The 14,581-nt window shown below is 69.0% G+C and carries 17 protein-coding genes; 5 read left to right on the forward strand and 12 right to left on the reverse strand.

Going from position 1 to position 14,581, the window contains the following annotated elements:
* Nucleotides 1-14: 14 nt before the first annotated feature.
* The 10 genes from AC07PR_RS21190 to AC07PR_RS21235 form a co-directional block, all read right to left on the reverse strand.
* Complete coding sequence (locus AC07PR_RS21190; RefSeq protein ID WP_377156587.1) at nt 15-1,178, reverse strand: ABC transporter substrate-binding protein; 1,164 nt, start codon at nt 1,176-1,178, stop codon at nt 15-17.
* A 117-nt stretch (nt 1,179-1,295) separates the two neighbouring features.
* Nucleotides 1,296-1,958, reverse strand: coding sequence for a TetR/AcrR family transcriptional regulator (locus AC07PR_RS21195; protein ID WP_297530878.1), 663 nt, complete (start codon nt 1,956-1,958; stop codon nt 1,296-1,298).
* A gap of 21 nt (nt 1,959-1,979) precedes the next feature.
* Complete coding sequence (paaE, locus tag AC07PR_RS21200; protein ID WP_377156589.1) at nt 1,980-3,059, reverse strand: 1,2-phenylacetyl-CoA epoxidase subunit PaaE; 1,080 nt, start codon at nt 3,057-3,059, stop codon at nt 1,980-1,982.
* Between the two features lie 54 nt (nt 3,060-3,113).
* Complete coding sequence (gene paaD / locus AC07PR_RS21205; protein WP_495136470.1) at nt 3,114-3,704, reverse strand: 1,2-phenylacetyl-CoA epoxidase subunit PaaD; 591 nt, start codon at nt 3,702-3,704, stop codon at nt 3,114-3,116.
* A 34-nt stretch (nt 3,705-3,738) separates the two neighbouring features.
* Complete coding sequence (gene paaC, locus AC07PR_RS21210) at nt 3,739-4,512, reverse strand: 1,2-phenylacetyl-CoA epoxidase subunit PaaC (protein WP_495136471.1); 774 nt, start codon at nt 4,510-4,512, stop codon at nt 3,739-3,741.
* A 10-nt stretch (nt 4,513-4,522) separates the two neighbouring features.
* Complete coding sequence (paaB, locus tag AC07PR_RS21215) at nt 4,523-4,828, reverse strand: 1,2-phenylacetyl-CoA epoxidase subunit PaaB (RefSeq protein ID WP_377156593.1); 306 nt, start codon at nt 4,826-4,828, stop codon at nt 4,523-4,525.
* Nucleotides 4,829-4,893: 65 nt separating this feature from the next.
* On the reverse strand, nt 4,894-5,895 hold the full coding sequence (paaA, locus tag AC07PR_RS21220) for a 1,2-phenylacetyl-CoA epoxidase subunit PaaA (protein ID WP_377156594.1): 1,002 nt from the start codon (nt 5,893-5,895) through the stop codon (nt 4,894-4,896).
* A gap of 78 nt (nt 5,896-5,973) precedes the next feature.
* Nucleotides 5,974-7,284, reverse strand: coding sequence for a phenylacetate--CoA ligase PaaK (paaK, locus tag AC07PR_RS21225; protein WP_431102346.1), 1,311 nt, complete (start codon nt 7,282-7,284; stop codon nt 5,974-5,976).
* Nucleotides 7,285-7,329: 45 nt separating this feature from the next.
* The gene (paaI, locus tag AC07PR_RS21230) at nt 7,330-7,797 is read right to left on the reverse strand and encodes a hydroxyphenylacetyl-CoA thioesterase PaaI (RefSeq protein ID WP_377156598.1); all 468 of its coding nucleotides are present in this window, start codon (nt 7,795-7,797) and stop codon (nt 7,330-7,332) included.
* A complete protein-coding gene (locus AC07PR_RS21235) occupies nt 7,797-8,660 on the reverse strand; it encodes an enoyl-CoA hydratase-related protein (RefSeq protein WP_377156600.1) in 864 nt (287 codons plus the stop codon). The genes paaI and AC07PR_RS21235 overlap by 1 nt, the downstream gene beginning before the upstream one ends.
* A 151-nt stretch (nt 8,661-8,811) precedes the next feature.
* Between AC07PR_RS21235 and AC07PR_RS21240 the strand changes: the two genes are divergently transcribed.
* On the forward strand, nt 8,812-9,423 hold the full coding sequence (locus AC07PR_RS21240) for a phenylacetic acid degradation protein PaaY (protein ID WP_495136472.1): 612 nt from the start codon (nt 8,812-8,814) through the stop codon (nt 9,421-9,423).
* An 84-nt stretch (nt 9,424-9,507) separates the two neighbouring features.
* Here the strand turns inward: AC07PR_RS21240 and AC07PR_RS21245 are convergent, their stop codons facing one another.
* Nucleotides 9,508-10,470: a carbohydrate kinase family protein gene (locus AC07PR_RS21245; protein WP_483105526.1), complete on the reverse strand. Its 963-nt coding sequence runs from the start codon at nt 10,468-10,470 to the stop codon at nt 9,508-9,510.
* Between the two features lie 168 nt (nt 10,471-10,638).
* Here AC07PR_RS21245 and moaA point away from each other — a divergent pair, with 168 nt between their 5' ends.
* The 3 genes from moaA to AC07PR_RS21260 are packed head-to-tail and all read left to right on the forward strand — an operon-like array spanning nt 10,639 to nt 12,927.
* Nucleotides 10,639-11,775 carry a GTP 3',8-cyclase MoaA gene (moaA, locus tag AC07PR_RS21250; RefSeq protein WP_495136473.1) on the forward strand — a complete coding sequence of 379 codons (1,137 nt, stop codon included), beginning with the start codon at nt 10,639-10,641 and terminating at the stop codon, nt 11,773-11,775.
* Nucleotides 11,775-12,392 (forward strand): molybdenum cofactor guanylyltransferase MobA, encoded by a 618-nt coding sequence (mobA, locus tag AC07PR_RS21255; RefSeq protein ID WP_495136474.1) that lies wholly within the window; start codon nt 11,775-11,777, stop codon nt 12,390-12,392. Before moaA ends, mobA begins: the two co-directional genes overlap by 1 nt.
* Complete coding sequence (locus tag AC07PR_RS21260; protein WP_377156608.1) at nt 12,367-12,927, forward strand: GNAT family N-acetyltransferase; 561 nt, start codon at nt 12,367-12,369, stop codon at nt 12,925-12,927. Before mobA ends, AC07PR_RS21260 begins: the two co-directional genes overlap by 26 nt.
* A gap of 157 nt (nt 12,928-13,084) precedes the next feature.
* Here AC07PR_RS21260 and AC07PR_RS21265 read toward each other — a convergent pair whose 3' ends face one another.
* Nucleotides 13,085-13,864, reverse strand: a complete 780-nt coding sequence (locus AC07PR_RS21265) for a YceI family protein (protein WP_495136475.1) — start codon at nt 13,862-13,864, stop codon at nt 13,085-13,087.
* A gap of 175 nt (nt 13,865-14,039) precedes the next feature.
* Here AC07PR_RS21265 and AC07PR_RS21270 point away from each other — a divergent pair, with 175 nt between their 5' ends.
* Nucleotides 14,040-14,570 (forward strand): Mpo1 family 2-hydroxy fatty acid dioxygenase, encoded by a 531-nt coding sequence (locus AC07PR_RS21270; RefSeq protein WP_495136476.1) that lies wholly within the window; start codon nt 14,040-14,042, stop codon nt 14,568-14,570.
* Nucleotides 14,571-14,581: the final 11 nt, after the last annotated feature.

Genomic DNA, 14,581 nt, shown 5'->3' on the forward strand with positions numbered 1-14,581 from the left:
GAGCGTCGGCGAAATTAGGGTTGGTATTTCCAGGTGCCGTTCTCGATCTTGACCATCACGCGCGCGCGCTGGTCCAGACCCAGATGGTCATTGGGCGACATCGTGAACACGCCGTGCGCGGCCGGCAGTTCCTTGACGCCTTCGAGCGCATCGCGCAGCGCCGCGCGGAACTGCGGCGTGCCGGGCTGGGCCTTCTTGATGGCCTCGGGAATCGCCGCCTGCAGCAGCAGTCCCGCATCCCACGCATGGCCGCCGAAGGTCGACACGCTGCCCTTGCCGTACGCGCCCTCATAAGTCGTCACGTACGCCTTGGCGCTCTTCTTGGCCGGATGGTCCGCGGGCAGCTGATCGACGACCAGCACCGGGCCCGAGGGCAGGAAGGTGCCCTCGACGTCCTTGCCGCCGACGCGCAGGAAGTCGTTGTTGGCCACGCCGTGGGTCTGGTAGTACTTGCCCTGGTAGCCGCGCTCCTTGAGCGTCTTCTGCGGCAACGCCGCCGGCGTGCCGCTGCCGCCGACCAGCACCGCGTCCGGCTTGGCCGCCATGATCTTCAGCACCTGGCCGGTCACCGAGGTGTCGGTGCGGTTGTAGCGCTCGTTGGCGACGATGCTCAGGCCCTTGCTGGCGGCGACCTTGTTGAACTCGCCGTACCAGCCTTCGCCGTAGGCATCGGCGAAGCCGACGTAGGCCACCGTCTTCACGCCCTGCGCCTGCATGTGGCTGGCGATGGCCAGCGCCATCATGATGTCGTTCTGCGGCGTCTTGAAGACCCACCGCTTCTTCGCGTCCATCGGCTCGACGATGCGCGCCGAGGCGGCCATCGAGATCATCGGCACCTGCGCCTCCGACACCGCGTCGATCATCGCCAGCGAGTTCGGCGTGACCGTCGAGCCGACCACCACGTCGACCTTGTGCTCGGTGATCAGCTTGCGGGTGTTGGCGACCGCCGTCGTCGTGTCCGACGCGTCGTCCAGGATGATGTAGTTGACCTTCTGCCCGGCGATGGTCTTGGGCATCAGCGAGAAGGTGTTCTTCTCGGGAATGCCCAGCGACGCGGCCGGCCCCGTGGCCGACACGGTCACGCCGACGTTGATGTCGGCCCAGGCGCTGCCGCCCGCGCCCATCAGCGCGGCACCGGTCATGGCCATGGCCAGCAGGGTCTTCTCGATGCGTTTCATGTTGTCTCCTTCGGAATGTGTTTTTCAGGAACGCAAGGTCAATGAGGTACTGCTACTGCGATGACTGCAAGCACTGCTTGGATTGCATGTCGGGGGCGATGGTCCTCCGCGAAGCCTTCATGAGACTTGCGGCGCCGCCGGGTCGAGTTCGTTGCGCTCGTGGCGCGCCGAAGGATCGGTGAGTTCGGTGCGGACCGCGCCGAGCCCGCCGAAGAACAGGTCCGCCACCATCGGCGCGACCGCCTCGTAGGTCAGCGCGCCGTCGGGCCGCAGCCAGGTGAAGGTCCAGTTGATCATGCCGAACAGCAGCATGGTCAGCGGCTTGTGCAGGTGGGCGCCGCGCAGCTCCGGCCGCACCGCGGCCACCGCGTCGGCGAAGCGGCCGACCACCTGGCGCTCGACCGCCACCATGCGCTCGCGGTGTTCGTCGTCGAGGAACTTCAGGTCCTCGGTCAGCACGCGGTGCTCGTTCTGCGCCTCGCCGTAAGCCTGCACGAAGCGGTGGATCAGCCCGCGCAGGTGCTCCGGCGGCGGCAGCTGCTGCGCGCTGACCTCGTCGACCAGGTCGACCAGGTGCTGCAGATGGTTCTGGCAGATCTGCGCGAGCAGCTCATGCTTGTCGCGGACGTAGTGGTACAGCGTGGGCTTGCTGACCTCGCAGGCCTCGGCGACCTGGTTCATCGAGGTCGCGGGGTAGCCCTGGTTGGCGAACAGTCGGGCAGCCTGCGCGAGGATCTCCTCGCGGGTGGCATCGAATCCTGGAGCTCGACCTCGGGCCATGGGTGTTGTTTTCCTTGTGAATCAGCGTTCGTCGAACGAGATCACGACGCGCGGGGTCAGGGCATGCGCCTGACAACTCAGGATGAATCCGGCCGCCACTTCGTGCTTCTCAAGGGCGAAATTCTTATCCATCCGGACCTCGCCTTCGATCAGCTTGCAACGGCAGGTCGAGCACACGCCGGATTTGCAGGAGAACGGCACGTCCATGCCGGCCCGCGCCGCGGCGTCGAGCAGGCTGGGATCGCTCTTGCGGAACTCGATCTCGCGCGAGACGCCGTCGCGGATCACGACGACCTTGGCGGCCTCCGCGTCCTCCTCATGGACCTCGTGCGGCGCCGGGCGGCCGGTCTGCATCTCCGGCGTGCCGAAGCGCTCGATGTGGATGCGTTCCTCGGGCACGCCGGCCGCGCGCAGCGCCGCCTCGGCCTGCTCGTTCATCTCGAACGGGCCGCAGACGAAGACCTGGTCGATGCCGGCCGCGGGGACGGGACCGCTCAGGAAGTCGCTCAGCTTGGCCTGGTCCAGCCGGCCCGCCATCAGCGGCGAATCGACATGCTCGCGCGAGAACACGTGATGCAGCGTCAGCCGCGTCATGTAGCGGTTCTTCAGGTCCTCGAGCTCTTCCTTGAACATCGTCGACGCCGGCCGGCGGTTGCCGTAGATCAGCGTGAAGCGGCTCAGCGGCTCGCGGGCCAGCACGCTCTTCATGATCGACAGGATCGGCGTGATGCCCGATCCGGCCGCGATGCCGACGAAATGCCGACCGACGGCGGGCTCCAGGGGCACGTGGAAACGCCCCTGCGGCGGGAAGACCTGGACCTCGTCGCCGGCCTTCAGGTGCCGGTGGACCCAGGTGGAGAAGGCGCCGCCGTCGACCTGACGGACGCCGACGCGCAGCTCGCCGTCGTCGACACCCGCGCAGATGGAGTAGGAGCGGCGCAGGTCCTGGCCGTCGACATCGCCGCGCAGCGTCAGGTACTGGCCTTGCGTGAAGCGGAAGGTCTCGCGCAGCGCCTCGGGCACGTCGAAGCACAGCACGACGGCGTCGTCGGTGTCCTGGTGCTTGGCGCTCAGGCGCAGCGGGTGGAAATGCAGGCTCATGGCGGTGGCTCGGCGTCTTGTGGTCGGCGGGATCTGGTCGATCGGCATCCGGGCTCAGATCGGTTTGAAATGTTCGAACGGCTCGCGGCAGGCGACGCAGCGGTACAGCGACTTGCACGCGGTCGAGCCGAAGGCGGACAACTGCTCGGTGTGCGCGCTGCCGCAGCGCGGGCAGGCGATGGTCTGGCGGCGGCGGACGATGCGGATGGGCACGCCCTGCCCCACGTCAACCGGCCCCGGCGGCGCGATGCCGTACTGGCGCAGCTTCTCGCGGCCTTCGTCGGTGATCCAGTCGGTGGTCCAGGCCGGCGCGCGGCGCATCGTCACGGTGACGGTGCCGAAGCGCGCGAGCGCGTCCCGCACGCTCTGCTCGATGACCTCGGTGGCCGGGCAGCCGGAGTAGGTGGGCGTGAGCACGACCTCGACGCCGTCGGCGGTCTCGACCAGGTCGCGCACGATGCCGAGCTCGACCAGCGACACCGCCGGCACCTCGGGATCGAGCACCTGCGACAGCACCTCCCATGCGGCGGACAGGCGTCCGCAGCCGAGGTCCGTCGCGCCGCCATCGGACGACGGCGAGCGCGGTCCGACCGGCGTCAACGACGACAGCCAGTTCAGATGCGACGGTGTCGGGGCGGCGTTCATGGCGTGTTCATCGGTGTTCGCGGCGATCCGGGGATCACCACACCCCGCCCGGGTAGGTGCGCTGCAGCGACTGCATCGTCGCCAACATGTGGCCCATGTGCTCGCTGTGGACGCCGCGCACGCCGGTATAGACGTGCGGTGTGTCCTTCGGCCGCGCCAGGCGCGCCTCGGCAAGGACCTCGTCCATCGCCGCGTCCCAGTCGGGCTTCAGCGACGACCAGGCGGGACCCAGGCCGCTGGCCTCGGCGGCGGCATCGATGTCGTCCGACGCGAACAGCTCGTTGACGTAGGGCCACAGCTGCGCAAGCGCGTCCTTCATCCGCAGCGCCGACTCGTCCGTGCCGTCGCCCAGGCGCACCACCCACTCGGCCGCGTGCTGCTGGTGATAGCGGACTTCCTTCACCGCCTTGGCGGCGATGGCGGCGACCTCGGCGTCGCTCGACGCCTGCAGCCGCGTCCACATCGGCATCAGCCAGCAGGCGGCGATCAGGTTGCGGGCCTGCGTGAAGGCGAAGTCGCCGCGCGGCAGCTCCATCATCACCGGGTTCAGGTAGTGGCGTTCCTCGCGCAGGTAGGCGAGCTGGTCCTCGTCGAGCGGCTGCTCGTTGAGCTGGCCGGCGCGCGTCAGCAGCGCGCGCGACTGGCCCAGCAGGTCCAGCGCGATGTTGCCCAGCGCGAGGTCCTCTTCCAGGATCGGCGAGTGGCCGATCCATTCGGAGATGCGGTGCGACAGCACCAGGCAGGCGTCGCCGACGCGCAGCAGGTACTGGACGTCCGCGCGTTGGCCGGGTTGGACGGAAGTGCTCATCGTCCGGTCCTCACATGTGGTCGAGCGACTCGGGCAGGTCGTAGAAGGTCGGGTGGCGGTACACCTTGTCCTCCATCGGATCGAAGTACATCGACTTCTCGCCCGGATCGGACGCGACGATCGCCGACGACGGCACGACCCAGATGCTCACGCCTTCCTGGCGGCGGGTGTAGACGTCGCGGGCCATCTGCAGGGCCATCTTCGCGTCGGGCGCGTGCAGGCTGCCGCAATGCTTGTGGTCCAGGCCCGCCTTGTTGCGGACGAAGACTTCCCACAGGGGCCATTCGTTGGCGCCGGTCGTTTGGTTGATGCTCATGATTCGGGTGCTCTGAACGGTTCGTGGCGGAGACGGCGTGATGACGGATGCGCGGGGGCGCTCGATCAGGCCGCCTTGGCTTCGGTGGCGCGCTTCTTCGCGTGGGCGAGCGCGGCGTCGCGGACCCAGGCGCCGTCGTCCCAGGCCTTGACGCGGGTGCCCAGGCGTTCGGTGTTGCAGGGGCCGTTGCCGCCGACGACGCGCCAGAACTCGCTCCAGTCGATCGCGCCGAAATCGTGGTGATCACGCTCGGCGTTCCACTTCAGATCGGGGTCGGGCAGCGTCACGCCGAGCAGCTCGGCCTGCGGCACGGTCGCGTCGACGAACTTCTGACGCAGCTCGTCGTTGGTCAGGCGCTTGATGCCCCAACGCATCGACTGCTCGGAGTTCGGCGAATCCTTGTCCGCCGGTCCGAACATCATCAGCGACGGCCACCACCAGCGGTTCACCGCGTCCTGGACCATCGCCTTCTGCGCGGCCGTGCCCTCGCGCATCATCACCAGCAGGCTCTCGTAGCCCTGGCGCTGGTGGAAGGACTCCTCGCGGCAGATGCGGATCATCGCGCGCGCATACGGGCCGTAGGAGCAGCGGCACAGCGGCACCTGGTTCATGATCGCAGCGCCGTCCACCAACCAGCCGACCACGCCGATGTCGGCCCAGGTCAGCGTCGGGTAGTTGAAGATCGAGCTGTACTTGGCCTTGCCCGTGTGCAGCGCGTCCAGCATCTGGTCGCGGCTGGTGCCCAGCGTCTCGGCGGCGGAGTAGAGGTAGAGCCCGTGGCCGCCCTCGTCCTGCACCTTGGCCAGCAGGATCGCCTTGCGCTTGAGCGTCGGGGCGCGCGTGATCCAGTTGCCCTCGGGCAGCATGCCGACGATCTCCGAATGCGCATGCTGGCTGATCTGCCGCACCAGCGTCTTGCGGTAGTGCTCCGGCATCCAGTCCTTGGCCTCGATGAAGTCGCCCGCGTCGATGCGGGCCTCGAAGGCCTCGTTGCGCTGCTGCTCTTCAGCAGTCTGCAGCTTGGTCGCCTGGTCCTGCGGACCGACGCTCATGGCTTGCGTGTACATGGATGCTCCTTGCTTCCTGCTTCGAAGCGGCGTCCTTGTGGGACACCGCCGCGTGGCCGTCGGACGCCGTCCGACGGGTTACGAGTTCTTCGGTCGCTGGTCGACAACGCGGCGGGCTTTTCCGACCAGCGTTCTTTCGATTGAATCCGGCGCGCCGACCGTCACCCGGGTCGACACGCCGATCAGCGTCTTGATGCGGTGCTGCAGCGACTTCGACATCGCCGACGCATCGCCGCCGCCCGCGGCCGACAGCTCGCAACGCACCTCGACCTCGTCGAGGTGGCCGTCGCGGCTGACGACGATCTGGTACTGGCCGGACAGGCCGGGCTCGGCGAGCACCAGTTCCTCGATCTGCGTCGGGAACAGGTTGACGCCGCGGATGATCAGCATGTCGTCGCTGCGGCCGACGATCTTGCCCATGCGCCGCATGCTGCGCGCGGTCGGCGGCAGCAGCCGCGTCAGGTCGCGCGTGCGGTAGCGGATCACCGGCAGCGCCTCCTTGCTCAGCGAGGTGAACACCAGTTCCCCTTCCGAGCCCTCGGGCAGGACCTCGCCGGTCTCGGGGTCGATGATCTCGGGATAGAAGTGGTCCTCCCAGATCACCGGACCGTCCTTGGTCTCGATGCATTCGCTGGCAACACCTGGCCCCATCACCTCGGACAGGCCGTAGATGTCGACCGCGTCGATGCCGGCCTTGTGCTCGATCTCGCGTCGCATCGCCTCGGTCCAGGGCTCGGCGCCGAAGACGCCGGTCTTCAACGAGGACGCGCGCGGGTCCAGGCCCTGGCGCACGAATTCCTCGACGATCACCTGCATGTAGCTCGGCGTGACCATGATGACGTCGGGCTTGAAGTCCTGGATCAGCTGGACCTGCTTCTCGGTCTGGCCGCCCGACATCGGGATGACGGTGCAGCCCAGCCGCTCGGCGCCGTAATGCGCGCCCAGGCCGCCGGTGAACAGGCCGTAGCCATAGGCGATGTGGACGATGTCGCCCTTGCGGGTGCCGGCGGCGCGCAGCGATCGCGCGACCAGGTCGGCCCAGGTGTCGATGTCCTTCTGCGTGTAGCCGACGACCGTTGGTTTTCCGGTGGTGCCTGACGACGCGTGCACCCGCACCACCTGCTCGCGCGGCACGGCGAAGAGACCGAACGGGTAGTTGTCGCGCAGGTCCTTCTTCGTCGTGAACGGGAACAGGCGCAGGTCGGCCAGGTCCTTCAGGTCATCCGGATGAACGCCCTTCGCATCGAACGCGGCCTTGTAGTGCGGCACGTTGTCGTAGGCATGCTTCAGCGACCACTTCAGGCGCTGGAGCTGCAGCGCGCGCAGCTCGTCCTGGCTGGCGCGCTCGATGGGCTCGAGGTCCTCGGGCCGGAAGGTCTTCACCGTCATGGGGTCTGTCTCCTAACCTGTCTCGTCGTTCCTGGGCGGGCGCGCTCAGCGCGCGGTCGCCAGTTCCGGCACCACGGGCTTGCCCTTGATGCGGTAGGAACGTCCGCGGAAGACCGCGATCAGCTCGTCGCGTTGATTGGTGATGCGGATGTCGTAGACGCCGGTGCGCCCGGCCAGCGAGATCTCGGTGGCGCGCGCGCTCAGCACGTCGCCCAGCCGGGACGGCGCGACGATGTCGATCGCGAAGCCCGAGGCGACCGTCACCTCGTTGTGCGAGTTGCAGGCGAAGGCGAAACACGAATCGGCCAGCGTCGTCACGAAGCCGCCGTGGCAGATGTCGAAGCCGTTGAGCATGTCCTCGCGCACCGTCATCGACAGCGTCGCGGTGCCGGGACCGATCGCATCGATGCGCATGCCCAGGCCCTTGGAGGCCCGGTCGTTGGCGAACATGGTGTCGCGGACCGCTTCGGCCACGCGCTGCGCATCCATAAGGGGATCCCGGGTCGCGCTCATCAGCGGTCCTTGAAGGTCGGGGACCGCTTGGTCAGGAAAGCGGCGGCGCCTTCGAGATAGTCGTGCGCATAGCCGAGCTGGCTCTGCAGCCGGGCCTCGAGCTTGAGGGCGTCCTCGAACTCCAGGTCCATCGAGGCGTCGAGCGCCTCGCGCGTCTGCACCAGCGCCTTGGTCGGCATCTTCGCGAGCTTCTGCGCGGTGGCCATCGCCTCGCTCTGCAGCTCGGCATCGGCGACGCAGCGCGCGATCAGGCCCCAGGCCTGCGCGTCGGCGGCGGGCAGCTTGTCGCCGAGCAGCGCCAGCTGCATCGCGCGAGCGCGGCCCACGAGGCGCGTCAGCAGCCAGGTGCCGCCGCAGTCGGGCACCAGCCCGATCTTGGAGAAGGCCTGGATGAAGGACGCCGACTGGCCCGCCAGCACGAGGTCGCAGCCGAGCGCGAAGTTTGCGCCGGCGCCCGCGGCCACGCCGTTGACCGCGCAGATGGTCGGCACCGGCATGCTGCGCAGGCGCAGCGCGAGCGGGATGTAGTAGTGGTCGAGCAGGTTGCCGATGTCCTTGGCCTTGGGCTTCTTGTGGGCATCGACCTCGCCGGAGTGCTCGTCGAACTCCGGCTTGATGTGGGGATCCGACAGGTCCTGGCCCGCGCAGAACGCGCGGCCGGCACCGGTGATGAGCACCGCCCGCACGGTCTCGTCGTGCGCCGCCTCGTCGAGCGCGATCCGCAACTGGCCGAGCAGGCCGGTCGTGAATGCGTTCAGCGCCTGCGGCCGGTTCAGCGTGAGGACGCGGACGGCGCCCTCGGTGCTGATCAGCAGCGGACTGTCTTCGGCAGCGGTGGATGGGGTCGTGTTGGCGGTGCTCATTCGGCTTGTCTCCTCGGCCGTCGATGGATTCAGCTTTTTCAGCTTTTATGGGTCGGCTTCTATTTACCGACCGGTCGGTAGATACTACGAGCCATCGCATCGCAAGACAAGGTCGGAAACCTAGGGTTACCACCTAAAAAGGAGCTGTCCCATGCCCTGTTACGCCATCGACGGCCTCTCGCCGGTCGTCCATCCGAGCGCCTACGTCCACCCGACGGCGGTGCTGATCGGGGACGTGATCGTCGGTCCGGGGTGTTATGTGGGGCCTTGCGCCTCCCTGAGGGGGGACTTCGGGCGCATCCGGCTGATGGAGGGCGCCAACGTGCAGGACACCTGCGTGATCCATGGCTTCCCGGATTCGGACACCGTCGTCGAGACCAACGGCCACATCGGCCACGGCGCGGTGTTGCACGGCTGCGTGGTGCGGCACGACGCGCTGGTGGGCATGAACGCGGTGGTGATGGACGAGGCGGAGGTCGGCGCGTACAGCATCGTCGCGGCCTGCGCGTTCGTGCGCGCGGGGCTGAAGCTGCCGGAGAAGTCGCTCATCGCGGGCCTGCCGGCGAAGGTGATGCGGCCGCTGACGGACGACGAGATCCGCTGGAAGCGCGTCGGCACCGAGACCTATCAAGACCTGGCACGGCGCTGTCATGCGAGTCTGGTCGAGGTGCAGCCGCTGGCCGAGGAGGAAACGGGCCGCCCTCGCCTGCAGGTCGGCGGGCCCAAGACCCTGGTCGCGACGAAGCGCGACGGCGAGGGCTGATCAACACGCAGCGCCGTCCCGCGACCTCGCACGCGAGGTCCCCGTTGGGTTCCCTGGGAAGGCGCCGGGCCGCCAGGCCCAGCGTTACGCCATCTCGGCGCGCCTGACCTGCACCTGGTCGATGAGCGAGGTGACCAGCCCGGCCGACAGGCCGTCCACGCCCGCGCCGGCGCAGGCCGCCGCGCCCGCGGCCACGGCCCAGCGCAGGTGGTCCTCGGGATCCTGCGTGCCGCCGTTCATCAGGCTGTAGAGCAGGCCGGCCATGGCGGCGTCGCCGGCGCCGATGGTGTCGACGATCTGCTCGAGCGGCGGCGGCGCGGCGCTGAGGTCGGCTTTCGGATGGAACAGCTGCGCGCCGCGTTCACCGAGCGTCAGCATCACGATCGCGCGCGGGTTCCAGGCCGAGATCTGCGCCAGTCCGAAGTGGTGGTCGCGGCTGCGGAACAGGCCGCGGAGGTCTTCGTCCGAGACCTTGATGACGTCCGCCAGCCGGCACATGCGTTCCAGCGTGCGGTCGTAGCGGGAGTCCATGGACATGCGGTAGTTGGGGTCGTAGCTGATGCGCACGCCCTCGTCCTTGAGGGATTCGGCCAGTGCGATCAGCCGCGCCGCGAGCGGTTCGCGGGTGAGGCTGATCGAGCCGAAATGCGCCCAGCGCAGTGCGCGGCGCCATCCGGCGGGCAACGCGTGGGGGCGGAAGTGCAGGTCGGCGCTGTCGTCGCCGACGAAGGCGTACTCCGGCGGATCGACCTGATGGACGTAGGCCACCAGCGGCGACTTGGCGAACTGCTGGATGAAGCGCAGGTCCAGGCTGGCATCGGCGCTGGCCTGCCAGATCGCCTGGCCGAACGCGTCCTTGCTGATGCCGCCGGCGAAGGCGCTGAGCTGGCCCAGGCGGGACATCCCGATGGCGACGTTCCAGGGCGAGCCGCCGCTGCGGCTGCGCCAGTGGTCGTGGCCGACGCGGATCATGTCGGTGAGGGCTTCGCCGAAGGAGACGAAGCTGGCCAGGTCCGCATGGACCACGGTCGTGGGGGTCAAGCTCATCCCGCGATTCGACCGCTGCCGGCCTCGCTGCGCAAGTGACAGGTCCTACAGGGTGACGACGCGGTCTCGGATGCATAGCGCACAGCCCAGCCCCTGGCGCAGGAGCACAGTGGCTCCCCGAAGGGCCTCCGCGGGCGCGGGCGGGCTGTCGGCGGCACAATCCGCTTCATGACCGATGGTGTGATTCCGCTGCTCGATCTGCGCCAGATCGGGCGGACGCCTCCCGTGCCGCATCCGCTGCCGCCACCCCGCAGCGGCCCGTGGCTGGATGCGCGCGGCCGGCCACTGCGCGACCTGCGGATCTCCGTCACCGACCGCTGCAACTTCCGCTGCAGCTACTGCATGCCGAAGGACGTGTTCGACAAGGACTACGCCTTCCTCCCGCACCGCGACCTGCTCTCCTTCGAGGAGATCGCCCGGCTCGCCCGCGTGTTCGCCCAACTCGGCGTCCAGAAGCTGCGCCTCACCGGCGGCGAACCGCTGCTGCGCCGCAACCTCGAGGCGTTGATCGCCCAACTGGCCGCGCTGCGCACGCCGGAGGGGCAGCCGCTCGACCTCACGCTCACCACCAACGGCTCGCTGCTCGCCCGCAAGGCCCAGGCGCTCAAGGACGCCGGCCTGAACCGCGTCACCGTCAGCCTGGACGCGCTCGACGACGCCATCTTCCGGCGCATGAACGACGTGGACTTCCCCGTCGCCGAAGTGCTGCGCGGCATCGAGGCCGCCCACGCCGCCGACCTGGCGCCGATCAAGGTCAACATGGTCGTCAAGCGCGGCACCAACGATGACCAGATCGTCCCGATGGCGCGCCACTTCCGCGGCACCGGCGTCGTGCTGCGCTTCATCGAGTACATGGACGTCGGCATGAGCAACGGCTGGCGCATGGACGAAGTCCTGCCGTCCGCCGAGGTCCTCGCCCGGCTGCGCGAGCACGCCGACCTGGTGCCGCTCGCGCCCTCCTCCGACGGCGAGACCGCCACGCGTTGGGGCTACGCCGACGGCAGCGGCGAGATCGGCCTGATCTCCAGCGTCACGCAGGCCTTCTGCGGCGACTGCAACCGCGCGCGGCTCTCGACCGAGGGCCGCCTCTACACCTGCCTCTTCGCCGGCGACGGCCACGACCTGCGCGCGCTGCTGCGCGGCGATGCCGCCCACGACGCGCGCAGCGACGACGAGATCGCCGCCGCACTCGGCGCGCTCTGGACACGGCGCAACGATCGCTACTCGGAACTCCGCGCCAGCCTGCCCGCGGCCTCGGAATCCGGCCCGGCGCGCCGCGTCGAGATGCACTACATCGGCGGCTGATGCGCGTCACCGCGCTGCTCCTCTGCGGCGGACGCGCCACGCGCATGGGCGGCGTCGACAAGCCGCTCCAGCCCTTCCAGGGCCGGCCCCTCGTCGATCATGTGCTCGACCGCATCGCCCCGCAGACCGGCGGCCGCGTGCTCATCAGCGCCAACCGCCACCTCGACGACTACCGCCGCCTCGGCCATCCGGTCCTCGAGGACACGCTGCCCGACTTCCCCGGACCGCTCGCCGGGATCCTTGCGGGACTGGAGTCGATCGCCGCTGCAGATCAGCGCGACGATTGGCTGCTCGTGGTCAGCGGCGACAGCCCCTGGCTGCCCGTCGACCTGCTCGCCCGCCTGGCCGAGGGCCTCGCCCCTGACCGGACCGCGGCCATGGCGATGGGCCGCGAGGCGCCGGACGCACCGCTGCGCAGCCAGCCGCTCGCGAGCCTGATCCACGCCGGCCATCGGGCCTCGCTCGATGCCGCGCTGCGTGCGGGCGAGCGGCGCGTCGAGGGCTGGCTGTCCAGCCTGCCGCTGGCGCGCGTCGCCTTCGATCGACCGGGCGACGACCGCGCCTTTGCCAACATCAATGACAGGAGCGAGCTTGAGCGACTCGAACGACTCCGATAGCGCGAACGTCGGCGCCATCACGCTGCGCCTGCTGACCGAAGGCGACCTGGTGGCCTACAAGGCGCTGCGCGACGCCATGTTGGCGAGACACGAGCAGGCCTTCACCTCCGACGCGGAGACCGAACGCGCCCGCGAGGCTGCGAGCTATCGCGTGCGACTGCATCCGCAGGCCGGCGGCAAGTCGCTGTTCACGCTGGGTGCGTGGCGCGGCGAGCAGTTGGTGGGTGCGCTGACCTGCGAGCACGAGAACCGCAAGAAGGTGCAACACATCGCGCATCTGATCGGGATGATGGTGGACGACCGGTTCCGCGGACGCGGCATCGGCAAGCGCCTCTTGCAGCAGGCGCTTGCCTTGCTGCGCCGCGAGCCGCGCCTGGAAACCGTGACGCTCAGCGTCACCGCCGGCAATCAATCCGCCATCGCGGTCTACCGACAGGCCGGCTTCACCCGCTACGGTCACCTTCCCCGCGCCATCCGTCTCTCCGACGGCCGTTACTACGCCAAGGACCTGATGAGTCTCGATCTCCGCGCCTGACCCCGACTCCCAAGGCCCGATCACGGCCAAGGCACCGGGCCGAACTCCCAGGGCCCGATCACAGCGAGTCCCACTGGGGCCGGAATACTGCTTGGGGGTCCTGGAGGGATCCCCCATGCAGTGTGGAGCGCCCGCGCCAGGCCTCCCGCAGCCGACATCAATCGCAGGCCACCGAAGGCCGAGCCGCCACATCGACGTCGACCGTCAGTTCATCCTGGATGGCGAGCAGCCCTCCGAAGACGGAGAACGGCGCGATACCGAAGTCGCTCTGCCGCAGGACGAGCGCGCCTTGGGCGCGCAGCGGCGCATCCCCTGAAGGTCGGGCGACCCGCACGGGCACGTCGATCTCGCGGACCTGCCCATGCCACCGCACCGCGAGCTTGACGGCGAGGACCGGGAACGCACCACCCACCGCCGAGCTGCGCATCGAGATCGCCGGGAAGCGTTCGCCGTCGATGGCGCGGAGCATGTTGGTCCGCGTGCCGGCGACATCGGAGGCCGTCGGCACGCTGGCGAATTCGGGGCCGAGGCTGGCGCGCCATTCGGGCTTGTCGATGCCGATGTCGTCGAGGCGGAACCCGAGTTCGACGCCTGCGCCCGCGATCCCGTCGGCGGGCAGGAAGACGTGGCCGTCGAGCCGTTCGACTCCGAGCACATGGTTGTGGCCGAGCTTGGCGAGCCGTCCGGCGCGGAAGACGTGGATCCGGACCTGCGAGCCTGCGGCGTCAACGCGGTAGAGCCGCCCCTCGCCGCGCTGCTGCGCCGCGAGCCACGTGGGGCATGAGGACGGCGGCGCTTCAGCGCCCGGCGCCGCGCCGGATGCAGTCGATGTGGCCGATGCAGCGGCTGCACTGCGGCCCGTCGTCGACTCCGCTGTCGCCCCGATTGGTGCACTGCCGCATCCTGCGACCGCCAGCGCCACAGCGACGATCGCCACGTGGGCCGCCCCCCGTGTCCACGGGGTCCACAACACCGGAGGCACCTCGCTTGCCCGCGTCAACACTTGCATAGGGGTAAACCAAGAGTGGTCAGACCTGCATTCTGAACGGCACAAACAAGCTGGTCGCACTAGCATTGCGACATCACGACGACACCTCGCACGGAGGACTGCCATGGCACGCCAAGCCAACGACCTGATGGCGCAGTACGCCGCCTACCACCGCGACCGCCGCAACATCGCCACCCACTTCGTCGGCATTCCGCTGATCGTCTTCGCGATCGGCGTGCTGCTGGCGCGGGCGCAATTCCACGTCGCCGACTGGACCGTGTCCGCCGCCTGGGTGGTCTGGGGCGCCGCCACGATCTGGTACCTGACGCGCGGCAACTTCGTGCTCGGCCTGTCCACCGCGATCGTCAACGCGGTACTGATGGCGCTGGCGCATCCGCTGGCGGCGGGTTCCGTCGGCGGCTGGCTCGCCTGGGGACTGGGCAGCTTCCTGGTCGGATGGGTCATCCAGTTCGTCGGTCATTATTACGAGGGGCGCAAGCCCGCCTTCGTGGATGACCTGATCGGGCTGCTGGTCGGGCCGATGTTCGTTGTCGGCGAAGCGCTCTTCGCGATGGGCTGGGGCCGCGACCTGCTCGCCGAGATCGAACGCCGCGCCGGTCCCACCCATCTGCGCGACTTGACCCACCCCGCCTGAGCCTCGCGACA

The organism is Roseateles sp. GW821-FHT09H11 (assembly GCF_059415845.1).